Source organism: Cupriavidus sp. DF5525, from assembly GCF_040149425.2.
GTDB lineage: Bacteria > Pseudomonadota > Gammaproteobacteria > Burkholderiales > Burkholderiaceae > Cupriavidus > Cupriavidus pickettii_A.
Genome location: NZ_CP168266.1, coordinates 1,444,993 through 1,464,903 on the forward strand (window position 1 = coordinate 1,444,993; position 19,911 = coordinate 1,464,903).

General features: G+C 68.0%; 17 protein-coding genes and 1 pseudogene. 9 read left to right on the top strand and 9 right to left on the bottom strand.

Going from position 1 to position 19,911, the window contains the following annotated elements; all coding sequences use genetic code 11:
* Positions 1-2: 2 nt before the first annotated feature.
* Entirely contained in the window at positions 3-671 is a 669-nt protein-coding gene (locus tag ABNX08_RS27860; RefSeq protein WP_022538933.1) for a hypothetical protein, read from the bottom strand.
* 575 nt (positions 672-1,246) lie between these two features.
* On the opposite strand from ABNX08_RS27860, the gene ABNX08_RS27865 reads away from it, so the two are divergent.
* Genes ABNX08_RS27865 through ABNX08_RS27875 form a run of 3 tightly spaced genes read left to right on the top strand, consistent with a single transcriptional unit; the run spans position 1,247 to position 2,329 of the window.
* Positions 1,247-1,618, top strand: a complete 372-nt coding sequence (locus tag ABNX08_RS27865; protein WP_022538934.1) for a BON domain-containing protein — start codon at positions 1,247-1,249, stop codon at positions 1,616-1,618.
* Positions 1,619-1,666: 48 nt separating this feature from the next.
* Complete coding sequence (locus ABNX08_RS27870; RefSeq protein WP_022538935.1) at positions 1,667-1,897, top strand: hypothetical protein; 231 nt, start codon at positions 1,667-1,669, stop codon at positions 1,895-1,897.
* A gap of 30 nt (positions 1,898-1,927) precedes the next feature.
* The gene (locus tag ABNX08_RS27875; protein WP_022538936.1) at positions 1,928-2,329 is read left to right on the top strand and encodes a hypothetical protein; all 402 of its coding nucleotides are present in this window, start codon (positions 1,928-1,930) and stop codon (positions 2,327-2,329) included.
* An 89-nt stretch (positions 2,330-2,418) separates the two neighbouring features.
* On the opposite strand, the gene ABNX08_RS27880 is transcribed toward ABNX08_RS27875, so the two are convergent.
* From ABNX08_RS27880 to uvrA, 4 genes are all read right to left on the bottom strand, one after another.
* Positions 2,419-3,177, bottom strand: a complete 759-nt coding sequence (locus ABNX08_RS27880) for a BON domain-containing protein (protein WP_022538937.1) — start codon at positions 3,175-3,177, stop codon at positions 2,419-2,421.
* Positions 3,174-4,079 carry an endonuclease/exonuclease/phosphatase family protein gene (locus ABNX08_RS27885; protein ID WP_374063689.1) on the bottom strand — a complete coding sequence of 302 codons (906 nt, stop codon included), beginning with the start codon at positions 4,077-4,079 and terminating at the stop codon, positions 3,174-3,176. Before ABNX08_RS27885 ends, ABNX08_RS27880 begins: the two co-directional genes overlap by 4 nt.
* A gap of 144 nt (positions 4,080-4,223) precedes the next feature.
* A complete protein-coding gene (locus tag ABNX08_RS27890; RefSeq protein WP_022538939.1) occupies positions 4,224-4,577 on the bottom strand; it encodes a hypothetical protein in 354 nt (117 codons plus the stop codon).
* 87 nt (positions 4,578-4,664) lie between these two features.
* On the bottom strand, positions 4,665-10,544 hold the full coding sequence (gene uvrA / locus ABNX08_RS27895; RefSeq protein ID WP_022538940.1) for an excinuclease ABC subunit UvrA: 5,880 nt from the start codon (positions 10,542-10,544) through the stop codon (positions 4,665-4,667).
* A gap of 323 nt (positions 10,545-10,867) precedes the next feature.
* Between uvrA and ABNX08_RS27900 the strand changes: the two genes are divergently transcribed.
* A complete protein-coding gene (locus ABNX08_RS27900; protein WP_041681812.1) occupies positions 10,868-11,137 on the top strand; it encodes a type II toxin-antitoxin system RelE/ParE family toxin in 270 nt (89 codons plus the stop codon).
* 10 nt (positions 11,138-11,147) lie between these two features.
* A complete protein-coding gene (locus tag ABNX08_RS27905) occupies positions 11,148-11,486 on the top strand; it encodes a HigA family addiction module antitoxin (RefSeq protein ID WP_022538942.1) in 339 nt (112 codons plus the stop codon).
* Between the two features lie 50 nt (positions 11,487-11,536).
* Here ABNX08_RS27905 and ABNX08_RS27910 read toward each other — a convergent pair.
* Positions 11,537-11,671: pseudogene (locus ABNX08_RS27910) on the bottom strand (6-aminohexanoate hydrolase); the annotation flags it as partial.
* Between the two features lie 151 nt (positions 11,672-11,822).
* Complete coding sequence (gene ribA / locus ABNX08_RS27915; RefSeq protein WP_022538943.1) at positions 11,823-12,419, bottom strand: GTP cyclohydrolase II; 597 nt, start codon at positions 12,417-12,419, stop codon at positions 11,823-11,825.
* Positions 12,420-12,686: 267 nt separating this feature from the next.
* On the opposite strand from ribA, the gene ABNX08_RS27920 reads away from it, so the two are divergent.
* Complete coding sequence (locus ABNX08_RS27920) at positions 12,687-13,220, top strand: hypothetical protein (protein WP_022538944.1); 534 nt, start codon at positions 12,687-12,689, stop codon at positions 13,218-13,220.
* A 21-nt stretch (positions 13,221-13,241) separates the two neighbouring features.
* Here the strand turns inward: ABNX08_RS27920 and ABNX08_RS27925 are convergent, their stop codons facing one another.
* On the bottom strand, positions 13,242-13,712 hold the full coding sequence (locus ABNX08_RS27925) for an Lrp/AsnC family transcriptional regulator (protein ID WP_022538945.1): 471 nt from the start codon (positions 13,710-13,712) through the stop codon (positions 13,242-13,244).
* A 152-nt stretch (positions 13,713-13,864) separates the two neighbouring features.
* Between ABNX08_RS27925 and ABNX08_RS27930 the strand changes: the two genes are divergently transcribed.
* The gene (locus ABNX08_RS27930) at positions 13,865-14,206 is read left to right on the top strand and encodes a hypothetical protein (protein ID WP_022538946.1); all 342 of its coding nucleotides are present in this window, start codon (positions 13,865-13,867) and stop codon (positions 14,204-14,206) included.
* 7 nt (positions 14,207-14,213) lie between these two features.
* On the opposite strand, the gene ABNX08_RS27935 is transcribed toward ABNX08_RS27930, so the two are convergent.
* On the bottom strand, positions 14,214-15,137 hold the full coding sequence (locus ABNX08_RS27935) for a LysR family transcriptional regulator (protein ID WP_022538947.1): 924 nt from the start codon (positions 15,135-15,137) through the stop codon (positions 14,214-14,216).
* A gap of 131 nt (positions 15,138-15,268) precedes the next feature.
* Between ABNX08_RS27935 and metE the strand changes: the two genes are divergently transcribed.
* Positions 15,269-17,641: a 5-methyltetrahydropteroyltriglutamate--homocysteine S-methyltransferase gene (gene metE, locus ABNX08_RS27940; RefSeq protein ID WP_022538948.1), complete on the top strand. Its 2,373-nt coding sequence runs from the start codon at positions 15,269-15,271 to the stop codon at positions 17,639-17,641.
* Between the two features lie 175 nt (positions 17,642-17,816).
* Positions 17,817-19,910: a TonB-dependent receptor gene (locus ABNX08_RS27945; protein WP_022538949.1), complete on the top strand. Its 2,094-nt coding sequence runs from the start codon at positions 17,817-17,819 to the stop codon at positions 19,908-19,910.
* The last annotated feature ends 1 nt before the right edge of the window (position 19,911 follow it).

The window sequence follows — 19,911 nt, forward strand, 5'->3', positions numbered from 1 at the left end:
GCTCAGGATTGCCCCGGCACCACCGTGTGGCCAGCCTGGTGCCAGACGATCGGCGTAAGCGGGCGATGGGGCGGCAGATGGGGCGCCGCGTGGTGGCTGTCCGGCATGCCCGGCCCATGCGGGGCGGCATACGGATCCGGCGGCGCGGACGGCTCGCGTGCCGCCTGGCTTGGCGAGGCGCTGCGCTCCTGCGGCAGGTAGGGGCGGATCACCACCGCGACGTAGTCGTCTTCCTTCGGCGTGACCACGATGTACGCAAGGCCCGACATCACCAGGCCGACTTCGCCCAGCTCGGTCGCGATGCGCGCCACGATGAAGCGCTGCAGCAGCAGCGGATTGACACTGTCGTCGATGGCAAGCGCGGCCGTGCAGATGGTGAGGAAGCAGCGCTCGACCTCGCGGCACACCACCACCACTTCATCGATGGCATAGCCCGAGCGGCTGGCGCGTACCAGCACCGATACGCCCGCGCTGGGCGCGGCCTTGTGCCAGCCGGGCTTGACCTTGAAGCTGGGCAGGCTCAGGCCAGAACCGGTGTCCTGCGCGACGGTATTGAAGCGCTGGGCAAAGTCAGAGGGGGTGATGGCAAGCAACTGGCGCTCGACGGGCGCCGAAGATACCGAGACCGATGAGGCCAGGACGATAGTCGACAGGATGCTGGCGAAATTCATGGCTACCTCGCAACAGATGAGCCGCTCCCCCCGGCCGGCTGCGCTGATGGGCCCGGCTGCACGCGGCAAACGGGGTGCCGCCGCGGCATGGGGGCCGGCGTTGCGGGCTGTGCTCGCCGGCACATGACGCACGCCAGTTTTGGCCAGCATTTCCTTCACTATAGACAGGACGGCACGCAAGCACACGACGGCACGCAAGCGTCGCGCCAGCGATGCCTTCGACGCGGGCGCCAGCGCAGGCAGGCGTACGCGCGGCGGCACATGCAGTTTCTGCAGCGGCTGTAAAAACTACGGCGCTAGCGGTCTTTCCAGCCACTACGGCGCGGCAGGCCTAAGCTGAAAGCAGGCATCACGGCGCCACCAGAGGCGTGCAGCGTAGTGCCGCATCGGGCCCCGGCGCGTCGTCCTCGCGCAGGCGGAGACGCAGTGACTTCCAGCACGCCGGCTTCCCCCCGCCTGTGGCCACGGCAGGCAAGGCTCGCCAGCGCCCCATTGCGGCGGGAACGGAGCTTGCAGGTCAAAGCCAGATGCGGACAGGAACCGCCTTGCCTGCCGCCGAAAACAGGAGGATCGTCATGACAACCCGTCCACGCTTGCACGGCGCCCACCTGGCGCTGCCGCTCGCGGTACTGGCGATGGCCGCCTCCCAGGCCATCCCGGCCGCCCCGACCGATGCCCCGCCCGCGCCGTCATCCACTGGCCGCACGGCCGCGCCGCGCGACACCGAAGCCGCCAGCGACCGCGCCATCACCACCGAAGTGCGCGCGCGCCTGGCCAATGCGCGCACGCTGGATCCGGCCAAGATCCGCGTCTCGACCACCGATGGCGTGGTAAGGCTGGAAGGCACCGTGCGCGACGACAAGCAGCGCATCATGGCCATGGATCTGGCGCGCTCGGTGCGCGGCGTGACCGCCGTGTCGGACGAACTGCGTGCCGGCACCGACTAGCGCACCGATACGTATCTGCGATTGCTTTCACACACCGAGGGAGACACCATGAGCACCCACCGCCAGCCCGACCACGACGCCACCCGGCGCCGCACCGAACCCCGCGATCCGCACAAGGGCGGACCGGACACCGAGCATGAACGCGGCAAGCCCGGGCGCGACCGCCGCCACGATGTCGAGCGCGAGCATGACATCCCCGACGAGAATGGCGAGCCGCCCTCAGTCAAGCGCCGCGGCGGCGATCCCGAGGAAAGCGAACTGCCGGTGGAGAACACTTGACGCCGCCGGCGCCAATGCACAGGAGAGACCATGAGCAAGACCATCCGTACCGGCGCACGCCACGGTGACCGCGTGGGCGGCAGCCCAGCCATGCGTCACAGTGCGCCGCAAGCCGCGGGCGCGGGCAAGCGATCGCGCGACCAGACCGCGTCGCGCGCCGCGCGTGCCGAGGCCGGCAATATTCCGAGTACGCTGGATCCGGACCTCGACCAGGAGACCGACGATATCGAGGACGAAATCGTCCAGCGCGACGAGGAGGCGCACACCCCGACGGAAGACGAGTCCCCGGAGGAAGAGATCGCGGATGAAGTCGTGCGCGCCGCAGAAGGGCTGCCCGCCGACATGCCGGTCGACAAGGCCGACCGCACCGACGACCGCGACGAGCAGCCGCCGCACCCGCCGCGCATCGGCGAAGGCAAGGGCAGGTCCTGAGCGGGTGGAAGGCCGGTTTGGAGGCCGGTCGGAAGGTCCCTGGAAATGCGACAGGCGGCAATCCCGCGCTGGCGGGGCCGCCGCTGCTGTCATTCGGAGGCGAGCATGCCGTAGGGCCGCACCCGGATATGGTTGATGACGTCCTTCACGCCGAACACGCGCTCGGCGAGCTCCTCGATCTCGTACTTGGAGCAGCGGTCGAGGACGTGGCCTTCCAGCGTCACCACGCCGTCCTGCACCCGCACCGAGACTTCGCTGACATCCAGTTCGTCGTGTCGCGCCAGCCGGTTGCAGACTTCGTCGTGGACCCGCTCATCGTCGCGGCGGTAGTTCTTCGGGCCGGCGCCACGCTGCCAGCGCGGCTGCGGCGTGTCCCAGTCGCCCGCCACGTAGCCGCCGTATTCGTCGTATTCGCGGTATCCACCGTACTCGCCGCGGGGCGGCCCCTCGCGCGAGCCGCGCTGGTCCTGCGCACCCGCATAGCGGCCGTAGCCCGCGCCACGCGGTGCCATCCCGCCGCGCCGCCTTGACCATTCGTCCTCGAATTGTTCATCGCGCGGGCCGCCCGCGGCATGACGCGGCTCGTTCGGCCAGGACCATTCCTCCTCGACATAGTACCCATACCGGCCCTCCTCGCCGGGCCCGGCCTCGCGGGTCTCGTCGCGCGGCAGGCGCTCCGCGGTATTGCCATAGCGGCCCGCAGTGAGATCGCGCTGGCGGCGGTTGCGTGGCTGTGCCGGGATGCCGCTGTAGCCCTGGTCGTTGCCACCGTACTGGTGGTCGGGACGCCGGCGGAGGTAGTCTTCGTCGCCGCGCCTGCGCGGATGGTCGTCGTCGCTGTGTCTCATGGGGTTGCTCCTCGGTTGGCTTCGGTTGTCCGGGAAGGATGCAATGCAGTGTCCTGCGCAGTCGGTTGCGGCTGCGCCGCGAGCGGCACCTCGAAGCTCGCCAGCAGCGGCAGGTGGTCCGACGCCACGCGTGCCAGCGGGCTGCGGTGGCTGGCCACCGATACCAGGTGGGCGCGCGGCGACACCCAGATTCGGTCCAGCGCGAACACCGGCATGCGCGACGGGAATGTCGCGGTGTGCGGCGTATGCTCGAAATACGCGTGGAGCCATCGCAGCGGGCGGCCCCACAAGAACCACTCGTTGACATCGCCCAGCAGGATGGTGGGCAATGGCGGCGCGGTGGCGATGTAGTTCAGGAGTTGCTGCACCTGATGGCGGCGCTCGCCCGGGCGCAGGCCCAGGTGGGTGGCGATCACGCGCAGTTCGCTGGCGTGGCCCAACGCGGTGCAGGCCAGCGTTACGTCGATGGCGCCGCGCGGCTCGCAGCCCTTTACCGTGAGGTCGATCTGGTTGACCGCCTGGGGCGCGAAACGGGTCAGCAGCGCATTGCCGTAATCCGCATTGCCGCGCACGCGTGTAAAACCTGACACCACATGCATGCCGGTATGGCCAGCCAGGTATTCCAGCGTGTGGTCGTTGCTGCTGCCGGATTCGACTTCCTGCAGCGCGACGATATCGGCGCCGATTTCTTCCAGCACCGTGGCGATGCGGTCCGGGCGGTAGCGGCGGTCCGTGCCCACGGCACGGTGGATGTTGTAGCTGACTACCGTCATGCGCGTGAGATCCCCAGCGCGCAACGGCCCGCACTGTGCAGCGGTGGCCGCGGCGCTGGTGGCCGCGGGCGCGCCGTCCCAGTCACGCTGCTGGGCAGGATTTACAAGAGGCGGTAAGTCCGGGTGCATTCGCATTGGCCGTGCCCTCCCTGCGTGCAGTCTGCGAGACGTCTGCGTCAGGCCGGTCCGTCAAGGAAAGGGGACCCCGGTCCTGCGCGCTGGTCGCGCGGGACCGGTATGGCTGGGATCGATGGCCGGGGACGGTTGCGTCGATCAGCCGCCGCCGTCCAGGAACTGGTTACGCCGGCCGAGCGGGCGGCCAAGGTCGGGGCTGCCCCAGCGCGTGCTGTCCATAGACGGGTCGGGGCTGCGCTGCATCGTCGCGCCAGGCATGCCAGGCTGCGCCGGCACGGTCGAAGGCTGGGCCTCCGGCGCCGGTGCAAGGTCCTGCCGCGTGGGTGCGTTGGCGCCTTGCGTGTACGGGTCGAACTTCTCGGTGCTGCGTGCGCCTTGCGAATACGGATCATAGGCCCCGCGCGGCGTACCCGGCGTCTGCGCCATGGCGGGAATCGCTGCGGCCATAAGGGCCGCGGCGGCGAGGATGCGGCTGGGTCGGATATGCTTCATGGTTACCTCCGTTCAGGGGCGCGATGTGCACGCCAGTAACCATGGGCAAGCGAAAGGCGTGCCCGTGCGCCTTCCGCTTGCAATGCGCTACGCGATGCCCACTGCGCCCGCCTCCGCCGGCGTGCCCGCCGCCGACTTGCCGCGCACCAGCACCGGCACCAGCGCGGCCCCGGTATGGCTGGCCGCAATGCGCGACAGCCGCTCCGGATCGGCCGCACCGACGATGGTGCCGCCACCCGCCCCGCCTTCCGGTCCCAGGTCGATGATCCAGTCGGCCTCGGCAATCACGTCGAGGTCATGCTCAATCACCACCACGCTGTGGCCGCCATCGGTGAGCCGGTGCAGCACGCGGATCAGGCGCGCCACGTCGGCCATGTGCAGGCCCACGGTGGGCTCGTCCAGCACGTACAGCGTGTGTGGCGCCTTCTGGCCGCGGCGGGTGATGTCGTCGCGCACCTTGCTCAGCTCGGTCACCAGCTTGATGCGCTGCGCCTCGCCGCCGGACAGCGTCGGCGAGGGCTGGCCCAGCGTCAGGTAGCCCAGGCCCACGTCCTTCATCAACTGCAGAGGATGGGCGATGTTCGACATCGCGGAGAAGAACGCCACTGCCTCGTCGATCTCCATCGTCAGCACGTCGCCGATATTCTTGCCGCGCCAGGAGACGGCCAGCGTCTCCGGGTTGAAGCGCTGGCCGTGGCAGACGTCGCACGGCACCTTCACGTCCGGCAGGAAGCTCATGCCGATGGTGCGCACGCCCTGCCCTTCGCACGCCGGGCAGCGGCCGTCGCCGGTGTTGAACGAGAAGCGCGAGGCGGTGTAGCCGCGGGCGCGCGCTTCCAGCGTATCGGCAAAGAGCCGGCGGATGGTGTCCCACACGCCGATGTACGTCGCAGGGCACGAGCGCGGGGTCTTGCCGATCGGGGTCTGGTCGACTTCGAGCACGCGGTCGATCGACTCCCAGCCGGTGATGGCGTCGCAGCCATGCCAGTTGTGTTCGATGTTGAGCTGCTTCCTCGCCGATGGTTTCGCCGCCTTGGCCTCTTCCTTCGCGGCATTGCGCGCGCGGCGCGTGGCCGGCGACGACAGCACCGACCGGCCCACCGCATCGAGCAGGTTGGTCATCAGCACGTCGCGCGCCAGCGTGGACTTGCCGGAGCCCGACACGCCGGTGATCGCCACCAGCCGCGACAGCGGAATACGCGCGTTGACGTTGCGCAGGTTGTGCAGCGACGCGCCATGCACGGTCAGCCATTCCGGCGGATCGGCCGGCTTGCCGGCGGCGCCCGGCCTGACCGTGCGCCTGGCCTGCAGCGGGTGGATGATCGGATGCGCCAGGAACTGGCCGGTGGTGGACGTGGGCGCCGCGGCCAGGTCGGCCACGCCGCCCTGTGCCACCAGCGTGCCGCCGCGCTTGCCGGCGCCGGGGCCGATGTCGATGATATGGTCGGCGCGACGGATGGTGTCTTCGTCATGCTCGACCACCACCAGCGTATTGCCCTTGTCGCCGAGCTTGCGCAGCGCGTCCAGCAGGATCTGGTTGTCGCGCGGATGCAGGCCGATGGTGGGCTCGTCCAGCACGTAGCAGACGCCTTGCAGGTTGCTGCCGAGCTGCGCGGCCAGGCGGATGCGCTGGGCCTCGCCGCCCGACAGGCTGGGGGCGGCGCGGTCCAGGCTGAGGTAACCCAGCCCCACTTCTTCCAGGAACTGCAGGCGGCTGCCGATCTCGCTGACCACGTCGCGGGCGATCTCGGCATCGCGCCCGGTCAGGCGCAGGCCATCGACCCAGCGGCGCGTCTCGGACACGGTCCACTGCGCCACCTCGACGATGGCGTTCTCGTCGAACGTCACCGCGCGTGCGACCGGGTTCAGGCGCGTGCCGTGGCAGTCCGGGCACGGCGTGTCGCCCACGCCTTCGGGTTCCTGCTCCTCGGACGGCAGGCTCTGCTCGCGGCCGCGGTTGTCTTCGACCAGCACGGTGTCGTCGTAGGCCGCGCGCTGCTCGCGCGTGAGCGCCAGCCCGGTGCCGACGCAGGTGCCACACCAGCCGTGCTTGCTGTTGTACGAGAACATGCGCGGATCCAGCTCGGGGTAGCTGGTGCCGCATACCGGGCAGGCGCGCTTGGTCGAGAACACCTTGACCTCGCCCACGTGCGCGGTGCCGCCGTTGGTCATGGCATGGTCCAGGCCGTCGAGCGGCGCCAGCAGGTGCATCACGCCCTTGCCGGCTTCCAGCGTCTGCGCCAGCAGCGCGCGCAGCTCACCTTCATTCTCCGGCGTGACCACCAGGTCGCCGACAGGCAGCTCGATGGTGTGCTCACGGAAACGATCGAGGCGCGGCCACGGGTCGACCGGCAGGAATTCGCCATCGACGCGCAGGTGCGTGTTGCCACGCGCCTTGGCCCACTTGGCGAGATCCGTATAAACGCCCTTGCGATTCACCACCAGCGGGGCCAGCAGTCCCACATGCTGGCCGCGATGGTCGCGCAGCAACTGCGCGGCGATCGATTCCGGGCTTTGCGAGGTCACCGGCGCACCGTCATGCACGCAGTGCTGGATGCCCAGCTTGACGTACAGCAGGCGCAGGAAGTGCCAGACTTCGGACGTCGTCGCCACCGTACTCTTGCGGCCGCCGCGCGACAGGCGCTGCTCGATCGCCACCGTGGGCGGGATGCCGTAGACCGCGTCGACCTCGGGCCGGCCCGCCGGCTGCACGATCGAGCGCGCATACGCGTTGAGCGATTCCAGGTAGCGGCGCTGGCCCTCGTGGAACAGGATGTCGAACGCCAGCGTCGACTTGCCCGAGCCGGACACGCCGGTGACCACGTTGAACTTGCCGTGCGGGATATCGACGCTGAGCGACTTCAGGTTGTGCTCGTGCGCATTGACGATGCGCACCACGTCCTCGCCCTCGATCTCGCGGCGCGCGCGGCGTGCCTGCAAGGCGGCCTGCAGCGGCACGCCTTCGATCTCGGCGCGCTCCGCGGCCAGCGTGCCGGCTTCACCCAGCGCGGCGTCATAGTGGATCAGCGCCTGGCCGGTATGCGATTCGGCGCAACCCTTCACGTCTTCCGGCGTGCCGGTGCAGACCACGCGCCCGCCGGCATCGCCGCCTTCCGGGCCGAGGTCGACCAGCCAGTCGGCCGCGCGGATCACGTCGAGGTTGTGCTCGATCACGATCAGCGAATGCCCGCCGTCCAGCAGCTTGCCGAAGGCGCGCATCAGCTTGGCGATATCGTCGAAGTGCAGGCCCGTGGTGGGCTCGTCGAACATGAAGAGCCGGCGCGGCATGGTGCTGGGGCGGGTCCTGGATGGCGTTGCTTGCGCGGCTTCGGCGAGGAAGCCGGCGAGCTTCAGGCGCTGCGCCTCGCCGCCCGACAGCGTCGGCACCGGCTGGCCCAGCTTCACGTATTCCAGGCCGACGTCGACGATGGGCTGCAGCACGCGCAGCACGGCCGTATCGCCGGCAAAGCAGGCCGCGGCCTCGCTGACGGTCAGCTCCAGCACGTCGGCGATGCTGAGCAAGCGCGGCGGCTGGCCGGGCGCGGCGCGCTCGATCTTCACCTCCAGCACTTCGGGGCGGTAGCGGCTGCCGTCGCAGTCCGGGCAGCGCAGGTAGACGTCGCTGAGGAACTGCATCTCGACGTGTTCGAAGCCCGAGCCGCCACAGGTCGGGCAGCGCCCGTCGCCGGAGTTGAAGCTGAAGGTGCCCGCGGTATAGCTGCGCTGCAGCGCCTGCGGCGCCTTGGCAAAAATCTTGCGAATTTCATCGAACGCGCCGACGTAGCTGGCGGGGTTGGAACGCGCGGTCTTGCCAATCGGCGACTGGTCGACAAAGACCACGTCATCGACCAGTTCCACACCGCTCAGCTTGCGGTACGCGCCCGGCGATTCGGTCGCCTTGCCGAAGTGGCGCGCCATCGCGGGATGGAGCACGTCCTGCAGCAGCGTGGACTTGCCCGAGCCGGAGACACCGGTCACGCATACCAGCCGCTGCAGCGGGATCGCTACGGTCACGTCCTGCAGGTTGTGCTGGGTCGCGCCTTCCAGCACGATGCGCGGCAGCTTGTCGTCCACCGGGCGGCGCTGCCAGTGCGAGGCATCGGCCACGCGGCGGCGCCCGCCCAGGTAGTCGCCGGTGAGCGTGCCGGCGCCGCGGATAGCCGACGGCGTGCCGTCGAAGATGATGTTGCCGCCGCGCTCGCCCGGGCCCGGGCCCATGTCGATCAGGCGGTCGGCGGCCAGCATCACCGAGGGGTCGTGCTCGACCACCACCAGCGTGTTGCCGGCATCGCGCAGCCGGTGCATGGCCTCGACGATGCGGTTCAGGTCGCGCGGGTGCAGGCCGATGCTGGGCTCGTCCAGCACGAACAGCGTATTGACCAGCGAGGTGCCGAGCGCCGTGGTCAAGTTGATGCGCTGCACCTCGCCGCCCGACAGCGTGCGGCTCTGGCGGTCCAGCGTCAGGTAGCCCAGGCCCACGTCGCACAGGTACTTCAGGCGCGTGCGCACTTCGGCCAGCAGCAGCTTGAGCGCATCGTCCAGCATCGCGCTGGGCAGCGTCAGGTCGTCGAAGAAACGGCGGATGCGTTCGATCGGCAGCAGCATCAGGTCGTGGACGGTCAAACCCCGCAGCGCCTGCAGTTGGGTGCGGTCCCAGTCCACGCCGCGCGGCAGGAAGCGGCGTTCCGGCGCCAGCACGGCGTCGGCGTTGTCCTTCGATCCCAGGCGCCACAGCAGCGATTCGGTCTTCAGGCGTGCGCCGCCGCAGGTTTCGCACGGTGTGTAGCTGCGGTACTTGGACAGCAGCACACGGATGTGCATCTTGTAGGCCTTCGACTCCAGGTAGTTGAAGAACCGCATCACGCCGTACCAGTGCTTGTTCCACTGGCCGTTCCAGTCCGGCGAGCCGTGGATGACCCAGTGGCGCTCGGCCTCGGTCATCTCGGCCCACGGCGTGTCGCGCGGGATGCCGGCCTTGCCGGCGTAGCGCATCAGGTCGTCCTGGCACTCCTTCCAGGCCGGGGTCTGCATCGGCTTGATCGCGCCGCCGCGCAGCGTCTTGCGCACATCGGGAATCACCAGCCCGAGGTCGACGCCGATCACGCGGCCGAAGCCGCGGCAGGTCTCGCAGGCGCCGTAGGCGGAGTTGAAGGAGAACAGCGCCGGCTGTGGATCGGCATAGCGCAGGTCGCTGTCGGGGCTGTGCAGGCCGGTGGAGAAGCGCCACACGGGGCCGTCATCGCCATCCGTCAGCACGTAGATATTGACGCGCCCGCCGCCGCGCTTGAGCGAGGCCTCGATGGCCTCCACCACGCGCACCTTCTCGGCGTTGCCGATGCGGAAGCGGTCGGCCACCACGTCGAGCATCTTGCGCGCGCCGGTCGGCGACTGCACTACGCGCTGCGCCTGCACGCGGGTATAGCCGCTGACGGAGAGCCACTGCTGGACTTCCTCGTCGGTGGCCGATTCCGGCAGCTCGACCGGGAAGGTCACGATCAGGCGCGCGTCGTGGTGCGGCTGGCCTTCAGCCGTGCGCGCCAGTAGCTCGGCGTAGATGGTTTCCGGCGAGTCATGGCGCACCGGCTGCGCGGTCTGCTTGTCGAACAGTTCCGCCGCGCGGGCATAGAGCAGCTTCAGGTGGTCGTTCAGCTCCGTCATCGTGCCCACGGTCGAGCGCGAGCTGCGCACCGGGTTGGTCTGGTCGATTGCGATGGCCGGCGGCACGCCGTCGACGCGCTCCACCTGGGGCCGGTCCATGCGGTCCAGGAACTGGCGGGCGTAGGCGCTGAAGGTCTCGACGTAGCGGCGCTGACCTTCGGCATAGAGCGTGTCGAACACCAGGCTGGATTTGCCCGAGCCGGACGGCCCGGTGACCACGGTCATCTCGCCGGGGCGCAGGTCGAGATCGACATCCTTGAGGTTGTGCTGGCGGGCGCCGCGAATGCGGATTAGCTGCTTGCTCGACACGATTTCTCTTTCGAATCAGGGCGTTAAGGGAGAGACAGGAGGGGCCGGCGGCGGCGTGCTGAGGCCGTGGTCCGGCAAGAGAACCACCATAGCACAGCGCCCGGGGCCGCTCCGGCCAGCGGTTCACGCTACCGGAGTGCCCGCGCGAACACTGTACATCCATACAGTGTAACAGTTCGGAAAAGATTTGGTATCGACCCCATCACTCGGAAATCAGAAGCGTGACGGTGTGGCGGCATCGGCAAGGCGATTTCATCCGGCAAAGGTGCAGATTCGTCGCGCAATTTTGGCTTTTTACTATTTATCGATTACCGATATACGATATGATTCAGTCATTCAGGTGTTCGGATACCGCTGAACTTTTCGCAGGCCGCTGTGTACCTCGCTTTGCCAATATCCGCGCCGTAGCTTTCCGCAAACTGCTTATGCTCCACGAGGCACTGACGCTGGAATTGCTGTGTTCACCACCGGCCAACCGGCTCGAACTGCTCGGCGGCGATCGCAAAGGCCGCTACAGCATCCGCATCAACAGCATCTGCTTTATCTGGACACATGACGGCCCCGCGGCCGTCGAGATTGTCGACTACCACTGAGGACGGAAACATGGCTCGCTTCGAAGACGGCATGCCCCCGATCCATCCGGGCGAAATCCTGCGCGAGGAATTCCTTGTGCCGCTGGGCATGAGCGCCAATGCACTGGCCCTGGCGTTGCATGTGACCGCGGCACGCATCAACGACATCGTGCGTGAGCAGCGCGGCATCACACCCGATACCGCGCTGCGCCTCGCGCGCTATTTTGGCGGCGATGCGCGCTCGTGGATGAATATGCAGCTGAACTATGACCTGAAGGTGGCACAGCGCGACCACGGAGAGCGGATTGCGGCGCAGGTAGTGCCACGGGACGGGGCGACCCATCCTGGCCAATCGACCACGGACAGGTAAAGAACCTGTGCTGCCGGGCGCGCGTCATCCGCTGCGCCCTGGCAAACGCGTCATCGCATCAACGTTTCCGCCAATGCCCGGAACGCACGGAAGGTAATCGGATTGTTGGCAGCGTTCCCTGCAACGGGGTGCGAAGCGTACCGGACGATGGTCAGCTCGGCCTTCGGGTCGACGTAGAGGCGCTGGCAGCAGATGGACGCAAGGAGAAGCAGCGCGCGACCGCAGTCACACGCAGGCAGGGGAAACGGCTAGGGACAGAACCGGAGGGAAGCCGGCCGGAAGAGACGGTGACAGGGCTCGGTCAGCCAGGACGGGCGGCCCTGGCTGCTTAAGCCATCAGTCGAGCAAATGCCCCATGCGGGTACGTTTGGTCGCCAGGTATTTTTCGTTCTCGGCATTGGACGGCACGATGTGGCGCATCTGCTCGACCACCTTGATGCCGGCCTTCTCCAGCGCGGCGGCCTTGAGCGGATTGTTGCTCATCAGCCGCACGGAGGTGACGCCCCACTGGTGCAGCAGGTCGGCGGCAAAGGCGTAGTTGCGTGCGTCGATCGCCTGCCCGAGGGCCAGGTTGGCGTCGACCGTGTCCAGCCCGCCGTCCTGCAGCCGATAGGCGCGGATCTTCTCGGCCAGGCCGATGCCGCGGCCCTCATGGCCGCGCAGGTACAGCAGGATGCCGCGGCCTTCGGCGGCAATCTTCTCCATGGCAAGCTCGAGCTGCGGACCGCAGTCGCAGCGGCAGGAGCCGAAGACGTCTCCGGTCAGGCATTCGGAATGCAGGCGGATCAGGACGTTCTCGCCCGACACGTCTCCCACGCTAAGCGCGAGATGCTCGATGCCTGAATGGGCGCCCTTGAATGCGTGCGCCGTGAAGTCGCCAAACCGGGTCGGCAGGCGCGCCGAATCGATCAGCTCAATTTCTGTGTCGTTCATACCGGAATTCGTGGTCAATCGTGCCGGGGCTGCCCGGCACCGGCGACATTATGAGCGGAATTGCGGGTTCGCGCTCGGATTCCCCACAGCGCGGGAGTCACCGGGGGCGTCGGCCAATTCCTACAGCAGCACGCGCACCCCACTTATGCAGCCGCTTCAAAGGGGTCTATAGACTCAAGTTAAAGGATACGGCTCGGGGGAAGCCAGGGGGCCGGTGCGCATGGCGCATCACCTGGCAACTGCTGCGAGCCCTTGCAGGAGTTCACCATGAGCGCCAATCCCTTGAGCGCGGAAGCAGCCAGTACCAAGATCGCGGCCTTGTTCGACACCAAATCCGCCGCCAGCAGCGCCGCCGAGCGTGTCTGCTACGAGGCCCACCTCAAACGCGGGCAGGTGCGGCTGGTGCACCCGTACGAGGCACACGTCGGCCGCAAGCTGGAGCCCGAAAACGATAGCATTATCGTGCGCACCGCGATCCGCTCGCACCTGATGATGGGAGCGCTGGGCACGGTGATCGGGCTTGCCATCGTCGGGATCCTGCACCGCCAAGGCATCGAGGCCGTCATCCAGAATCCCGGCTCCGCCGCCGGCGCGGCCATCTTCCTGGGCCTGGTGTTCGGCATGCTTCTGGCCGGGCTGGTCACGGCACGGCCGGATCATCAACTGGTGATCACACCGGTGCGAGAAGCCGTGCAGCACGGCCGCTGGGCCCTGCTGGTCCACCCGACCACGCCACAGCAATGCAACGAGGCACTGCGGGCGTTGCGAAACGCTTCCGCCGAGGTGCTGAGGACGGCCTAGCGACAGCCGTGCGCCGGCGGCTCAGGGCTCGACCGACGGCTCGCGCTTGAGCGTGCGCAGCACGAAGGTCGAGCGGCTGTGGCGCAGGCCGGGCAGCTTGTACAGCTTGTGACGCAGGAATTCCTCATAGCCTTGCGTGCCTGCCACGGCGACCTTGATCAGGTAGTCATAGTCGCCGGTCAGCAGGTAGGCCTCCATCACTTCCGGAAGTTCGGCCAGCGCCTTGCCGAAGCGGTACAGCATATCGTCGTCGTGACGTTCCAGCGTGACCTCGATCAGCACGGTATCCGGCAACCCCAGCGCCTTCTGGTTCAGCAGCGCGGCGTACCCTTCGATCACCCCGCTTTCCTCCAGCGCCCGCACGCGGTTCCAGCATGGTGTGGCGGACAGGCCGACCTGCTCGGCCAGGCGGGCATTGGACAGGCGACCGTCGCGCCGCAGTTCGCGCAGGATGCGGCGGTCCGTTTCGTCGAGTTTGGGCGGCGGGGCCATGGCGGCGATCTCGAAAAGAAGAAATATCCACGTATTCTGTCATACATGGATGTTTATTCTCGATTTATCACAGCGCAGCAGAAATTTAAGAAGCCAATTTTGCGGACCGGCTGGTAAATTTACTTCATCGACATACCTGCCGGAAACGCCACATGCCCGCCACTACCCTCCCTACCCTGCGCCTTTCGCTGCGACTCGACACCGCCGACCTGTTTGGCGCCATGGAATGGGTGCTTGCCAATGCCCGCCGCACCGGGCTGGCGCCCGCGCAGTTCAGCTTCGACGCCAACCACCAGCCCGTGCTGCACGCCACGCTGACCGCTGGCGATGCCAACCTGTTGTGGCTGTTCCTGCGCCGGCTGGACAACGGCTTTGATGTGGAATTGCTGTTCGCGGACGTGGATGATCCGGACGGCGATGCCCCGGCAGATCCGGCCCCGCTTGCCGTCACGCGCCGCGCCGCCAGCGAGGCGGCGCTCGCCCTGCCCGCCTGAACTCGCCTTATGCCGCCTGCGGCAGCAGCTCGATACCGTCGAGCTGCGCCGCGCAGGTATCGCGCACGATCGAGACGAAGTCCGCCACATACGGCCGCCCGGCCATCGCCACCGGCACAGTGGCATAGAGCTCGCTCCACAGGCCCCGGACCCCGATGCGCTTGGCCAACACATAGTCGTGGTCGACGTAGTTCTTCACGCCCCAGTTCGGCAGCGCCGCCACGCCGCGGCGGCTGGCCACAAGCTGCAGCACGGCCACGGTAAGTTCGGCGGTGCGCCGCTCGAGCCGGATGCCGGCGGGCTCCAGCACTTCGCGGATCAGGTCAATGCGCTGCTCCGGCACCGGATAGGTGATCAGCGTTTCGCCGGCCAGGTCGGCGGCTTCGAGGCGGCGCTTGTTGCGCAGCCGGTGCTCATTGGCGATGACCGCCAGGATCTCGAAGCGGAACAGCGGCGCCACCTCCAGCCCCCGCCGCACCGCCGGCTGCGAGCCGATCACCATGTCGGCGCGGTCCTCGCCGAGCAACGCGATCGGGTCGGCGTGGAAGCCGGCCACCAGGTCCACCTCCACCTCGGGCCAGCGGCGGCGGAACTCGTCCATCACCGGCATCAGCCAGTCAAAGCAGGTATGGCATTCCAGCACCACGCGCAGCTCGCCACGGGTATCGCCCTTGAGCCGTTCGATATCGCGGTCGGCCGCGCTGACCGACGCCAGCACCTCGCGCGCCAGCGCCAGCAGACGCTCGCCCGCGGGCGTGAAGCGCAGCCCCTGCCGGGTGCGGTCGAACAGCGGCAGGCCGTAATGCGCCTCGATCGCCTTGATCTGGTGGGAGAGCGCCGACTGGCTGACATGCACGCGCTCGGCGGCGGTGGCGAGCTTGCCGGACTCGGCGATGGCCACCAGCGATCGGAAATGTCGGACTTCGATCATGCGCCGTCCTCGTCGCCCGGCGGACGCACCCTCGTATGAAATCTATTCATATGTTGTTTAAAACTTGTCGCTTGATTCATTTTACGGGCAATTCGACACTGTGCGCCAGACATCTTCCGGAGCAAGAACAAATGGCACGCACCCATATCCTCGGCTTTCCCCGCATCGGCGAGCGCCGCGAACTGAAATTCGCACAGGAGGCCTTCTGGCGCGGCGACAGCACCGAAGCCGCGCTGCGCGACACGGCCGCGCAACTGCGCCGCCGCCACTGGCAACTGCAGGCCGAGCGCGGCCTGGACACCGTCGCCACCGGCGACTTTGCCTACTACGACCAGATGCTGAGCCTGACCGCGCTGCTGGGCGCGCTGCCGCGCCGCTTCGGCTTCGACGCGGCGCAGCTCACGCTGACGCAGTACTTCGAACTGGCGCGCGGCAACCGCGAACAGCCGGCGATGGAGATGACCAAGTGGTTCGACACCAACTACCACTACCTGGTCCCGGAACTGGACGCCGACACGACGTTCGACGGCGGCCCGGCGTGGTTCTTCGAGGAAACCGATGAAGCGCTGGCGCAAGGCCTGCGCGCCCGCCCGACGCTGATCGGGCCGGTGACCTACCTGTGGCTGTCCAAGAGCCATGTGGCCGGCTTTGACCGCCTGACGCTGCTGCCGAAGCTGGTGCAGGCCTATCGCCGCATCCTCGGCCAGCTCAAGGCACGCGGCATCGAGTGGGTGCAGATCGACGAGCCGGCGCTGTGCCTGGACCTGGAACCGGCCTGGATCGACGCATTCGACACGGCCTATGTAGGCCTGCGCGATGCGGGCCCCAAGCTGCTGCTGGCCACGTATTTCGACAGCGCCGCCGACCACGCACAACGCGCCGCCGCCCTGCCCGTCGACGGTTTCCATATCGACCTGGTGCGCGCACCGGCGCAACTGGCCGCATGGCAGGCCGCGCTGCCCGCGCATGCCGTGCTGTCGGCCGGCGTGATCGACGGCCGCAATATCTGGCGCACTGACCTGCGCCGCGTGCTGGACACGCTGCGCCCGCTGCAAGCCGCGCTGGGCGAGCGCCTGTGGCTGGCACCGTCGTGCTCGCTGCTGCATGTGCCGGTATCGCTTGCACATGAAGCGCGCCTCGATGCCGAGCTCAAGTCATGGCTGGCCTTTGCCACGGAAAAGCTCGACGAACTGTCGGTGCTGGCACGCGCGCTGAACCAGGGTGACGCAGCGGTCGCCGAGGCGCTGACCGCTTCCGACGCCGCACAGGCCTCGCGCCGCCAGTCGCGCCGCGTGGTCAACCCGCGCGTGCAGCAGCGCCTGGCAGACGTGACCGCCGACATGGCCCGACGCGCCAGCCCCTTTGCGGAGCGCATCGAACGCCAGCGCCAGGCGCTGCAACTCCCGCTGCTGCCGACGACCACCATCGGCTCGTTCCCGCAGACCGCCGCCATCCGCCAGACTCGCGCGGCCTACAAGCGCGGCGAGATCGGCGCCCTGGAATACCTGGAGCGGATCCGCGCCGAGATCTCGCTGGCCGTGCGCAAGCAGGAAGAACTCGGGCTGGACGTGCTGGTGCATGGCGAGGCCGAGCGCAACGACATGGTCGAGTACTTCGGCGAGCAGCTGTGCGGCTACGGCTTTACCGAGAACGGCTGGGTGCAGAGCTACGGCTCGCGCTGCGTCAAGCCGCCGGTGATCTATGGCGACGTGTACCGTCCCGAGCCGATGACGGTCGAGACCGCGCGCTATGCCCAGTCGCTGACCGAGCGGCCGATGAAGGGCATGCTGACCGGCCCCGTCACCATGCTGCAATGGTCCTTCGTGCGCGACGACCAGCCACGCGCCACCACCGCGCGCCAGCTGGCACTGGCGATCCGCGACGAGGTGTGCGACCTGGAACAGGCCGGCATCCGCGTGATCCAGATCGACGAACCGGCGCTGCGCGAAGGCCTGCCGCTGCGCCGCGCCGACTGGGACGCCTACCTGGACTGGGCCGTCACCGCCTTCCGCCTCTCGGCCAGCGGCGTGCAGGACCAGACCCAGATCCACACCCATATGTGCTATGCGGAGTTCAACGACATCCTGCCGTCGATTGCCGCGATGGACGCGGACGTGATCACCATCGAGACCTCGCGCTCGGCGATGGAACTGCTGGAAGGCTTCGGCGACTTCGACTACCCGAACGAGATCGGGCCGGGCGTCTACGACATCCATTCGCCGCGCGTGCCGTCGGTGCAGGCGATGGAGCGGCTGCTCACCCGCGCCTGCGAGGTGGTACCGCCGCAGCGCCTGTGGGTCAACCCGGACTGCGGCCTGAAGACGCGCGGCTGGGATGAAACCGAAGCGGCCCTGGCCAATATGGTGAGCGCGGCCCGCGCACTGCGCGAGCAGTGGTCGGCGCCGGCGACCGCATGGAAGCGGGTCAGCAAGACGACCGCTCCCACAGCCGTGGCGCAACACGCCAGCGGCGCCTGCGTGGGCTGCGCCACGCACGCGCACTGACCCGGTGCAGCGCCGGTGCGGCATGCGCCGCATGCAGCGCTGTGTCGCAGCGTAGCGCTGCCATTGTCTACGTATCCTTGCCGGCTCTCTGCCTTACACTCAGAGCACCGGCGCCCCGCCTTGGGAGAGGCGAGCATCCAGCAAGGGGCGCCGATGTGCCGGCATAGGGATATCGATGAAACGAGCCTGCCACTGGGGCCGCGCAGCCGTGCTGCCGGCCGCTGCATTCACCGGCGTCGCGCTGGCGCAGGCCGCGCCTGACACCGCAGAGCCACCCACCCTCCCCACCGTTACCGCCACCGCCCCGGCGCCCGGATCGCTGACCGCGCCCGGCATCGCCGCGCAGCGCTCGGCCTTGTTCGAATCGGCGGGCTCCGTGGGCTTTGTCGATGCTGCCAGCTACGCCAACACTTACGCCAGCAACCTGCGCGACGTGCTCAAGGACTCGCCAGGTGTCTATGTCGAGGAACGCTATGGGCAGGAATTGCGCCTGTCCGTGCGCGGCTCCGGCGTGGCACGCGGCTTCCATACGCGCGGCCTGGAAATCCTGCAGGACGGCGTGCCGACCAATTTTGCCGACGGCAGCGGCGACTTCTACCAGATCGATCCCCTCGGGCTGTCGGCGGCCGAGGTCTACAAGGGCGGCAACGGCCTGGCCTACGGCAGCACCACGCTGGGCGGCGCCATCAACTTCACCACGCCGACCGCCTTCACCGCCGACTCGCCCAACCTGCTGCGGCTCGACGGTGGCAGCTTCGGCACCGTGCGCGCCAGCGGGCAGGTGTCGCGCCAGATCGGCCAGTTCGACTTCCTGGCCAACCTGAGTGTCAATCATTCCGAGGGCTGGCGCGACCACTCGCGCGGCCAGTACGAGCAGCTCAATGCAAACTTCGGCTACCGCCTCACGCCCCAGCTGGAGACGCGCTTCTACCTCGGCGCCTACGTGGTCGACCAGCTGCTGCCGGGAGCGCTGTCGCTGCAGGATGCGCTGAACGACCCGACCAAGGCATCGGCCAGCGCGCTCGCCGGCGACCAGGCGCGCAATACACGCACCGTGCGCCTGGCCAACGTCACCACGATGAAGCTCGCCAGCGGCCAGCTCGATATCGCCAGCTGGGCCATCCACAAGGACCTGTACCACCCGATCTTCCAGGTGATCGACCAGGACAGCTGGACCTATGGCATCGCGCCGCGCTATACCGGCACGCAGACGGTCGCGGGCCTGCGCAACCAGCTGATCGCCGGGGCGCGCTTTTTCGGCGGCAACAATGACGCGCGCCAGTATGTCAACGTGTCCGGTGCGCGCGGCGCGCAGACGCTGAACTCGCGCCAGGACGCCTACAACTACGAGGCCTACCTGGAAGACCGCCTATGGATCACGCCCACGGTCGCGCTGATGGCCGGGGCCAAGGCATACTACAGCCAGCGCCGCTACCAGGACTACGGCGGGCTCGCCGTCAACCCGACGCCGAAGTCGGACGATACCCACTACAGCGGCGTCAATCCGAAGTTCGGCGTGCTGTGGGAACCGGCGCAGGATATCCAGGCCTTTGCCGACATCACCCGCAGCGCCGACGTGCCTGACTTCACCGACCTGAACCAGACCATCGGCACCACCACCCGCTTCGTGCCGCTGGCGGCGCAGCACGGCTGGACGCTGGAGCTGGGCACGCGCGGGCGCACCGAACGGCTGGGCTGGGACGTGACGCTGTACCGCTCCCTGGTGCGCGACCAGCTGCTGCAGTTCACCGTCGATCCCAACGTGCCGGCCGCCACCTTCAATGCCAACCGCACCACGCTGCAAGGCGTCGAGCTGGGCATCACGGCCGACCTGCTGCAGAACCTGGCCGGCCCGGGCGACAGGCTGACGCTGTCGCAGCTATGGAACTACAGCGATTTCCGCTTCGACAACGATCCGCAGTACGGCAACAACCGCATCGCCGGCGTGCCGGAGCACGTGCTGCGCACCACCATCGCCTACAGCCGCGCCTCCGGGCTGCGCGTGGCAGGCACCATCGACTGGGTGCCGACCGGCGCCTACGTCGACTACGCCAATACCCTGAGGGTACCGGCCTACGTGCTGTTCGGCGTGCAGGCCAGCTATGCCTTCGCGCGCGGCGTCACGCTGTTCCTCGATGTGCGCAACCTCGCCAACAAGCGCTACGTCAGCGACTTCAGCACCGTGGCGGATGCGCGCACCGCCAATACCGCGGTGTTTTATCCGGGCACGGGACGCGCTTTCTACGCGGGCGTGCGCTACAACTTCTGAG

Excerpts from the sequence above, each read along its gene's own strand:
- ABNX08_RS27945 (WP_022538949.1), top strand. The coding sequence starts at position 17,817 with ATGAAACGAGCCTGCCACTGGGGCCGCGCAGCCGTGCTGCCGGCCGCT.
- ABNX08_RS27890 (WP_022538939.1), bottom strand. The coding sequence starts at position 4,577 with ATGAAGCATATCCGACCCAGCCGCATCCTCGCCGCCGCGGCCCTTATG.
- ABNX08_RS27905 (WP_022538942.1), top strand. The coding sequence starts at position 11,148 with ATGGCTCGCTTCGAAGACGGCATGCCCCCGATCCATCCGGGCGAAATC.
- ABNX08_RS27885 (WP_374063689.1), bottom strand. The coding sequence starts at position 4,079 with ATGCACCCGGACTTACCGCCTCTTGTAAATCCTGCCCAGCAGCGTGAC.
- ABNX08_RS27935 (WP_022538947.1), bottom strand. The coding sequence starts at position 15,137 with ATGATCGAAGTCCGACATTTCCGATCGCTGGTGGCCATCGCCGAGTCC.
- ABNX08_RS27925 (WP_022538945.1), bottom strand. The coding sequence starts at position 13,712 with ATGGCCCCGCCGCCCAAACTCGACGAAACGGACCGCCGCATCCTGCGC.
- ABNX08_RS27860 (WP_022538933.1), bottom strand. The coding sequence starts at position 671 with ATGAATTTCGCCAGCATCCTGTCGACTATCGTCCTGGCCTCATCGGTC.
- ABNX08_RS27865 (WP_022538934.1), top strand. The coding sequence starts at position 1,247 with ATGACAACCCGTCCACGCTTGCACGGCGCCCACCTGGCGCTGCCGCTC.
- ribA (WP_022538943.1), bottom strand. The coding sequence starts at position 12,419 with ATGAACGACACAGAAATTGAGCTGATCGATTCGGCGCGCCTGCCGACC.
- metE (WP_022538948.1), top strand. The coding sequence starts at position 15,269 with ATGGCACGCACCCATATCCTCGGCTTTCCCCGCATCGGCGAGCGCCGC.
- ABNX08_RS27880 (WP_022538937.1), bottom strand. The coding sequence starts at position 3,177 with ATGAGACACAGCGACGACGACCATCCGCGCAGGCGCGGCGACGAAGAC.
- ABNX08_RS27920 (WP_022538944.1), top strand. The coding sequence starts at position 12,687 with ATGAGCGCCAATCCCTTGAGCGCGGAAGCAGCCAGTACCAAGATCGCG.
- ABNX08_RS27930 (WP_022538946.1), top strand. The coding sequence starts at position 13,865 with ATGCCCGCCACTACCCTCCCTACCCTGCGCCTTTCGCTGCGACTCGAC.
- ABNX08_RS27870 (WP_022538935.1), top strand. The coding sequence starts at position 1,667 with ATGAGCACCCACCGCCAGCCCGACCACGACGCCACCCGGCGCCGCACC.
- ABNX08_RS27900 (WP_041681812.1), top strand. The coding sequence starts at position 10,868 with ATGATTCAGTCATTCAGGTGTTCGGATACCGCTGAACTTTTCGCAGGC.
- ABNX08_RS27875 (WP_022538936.1), top strand. The coding sequence starts at position 1,928 with ATGAGCAAGACCATCCGTACCGGCGCACGCCACGGTGACCGCGTGGGC.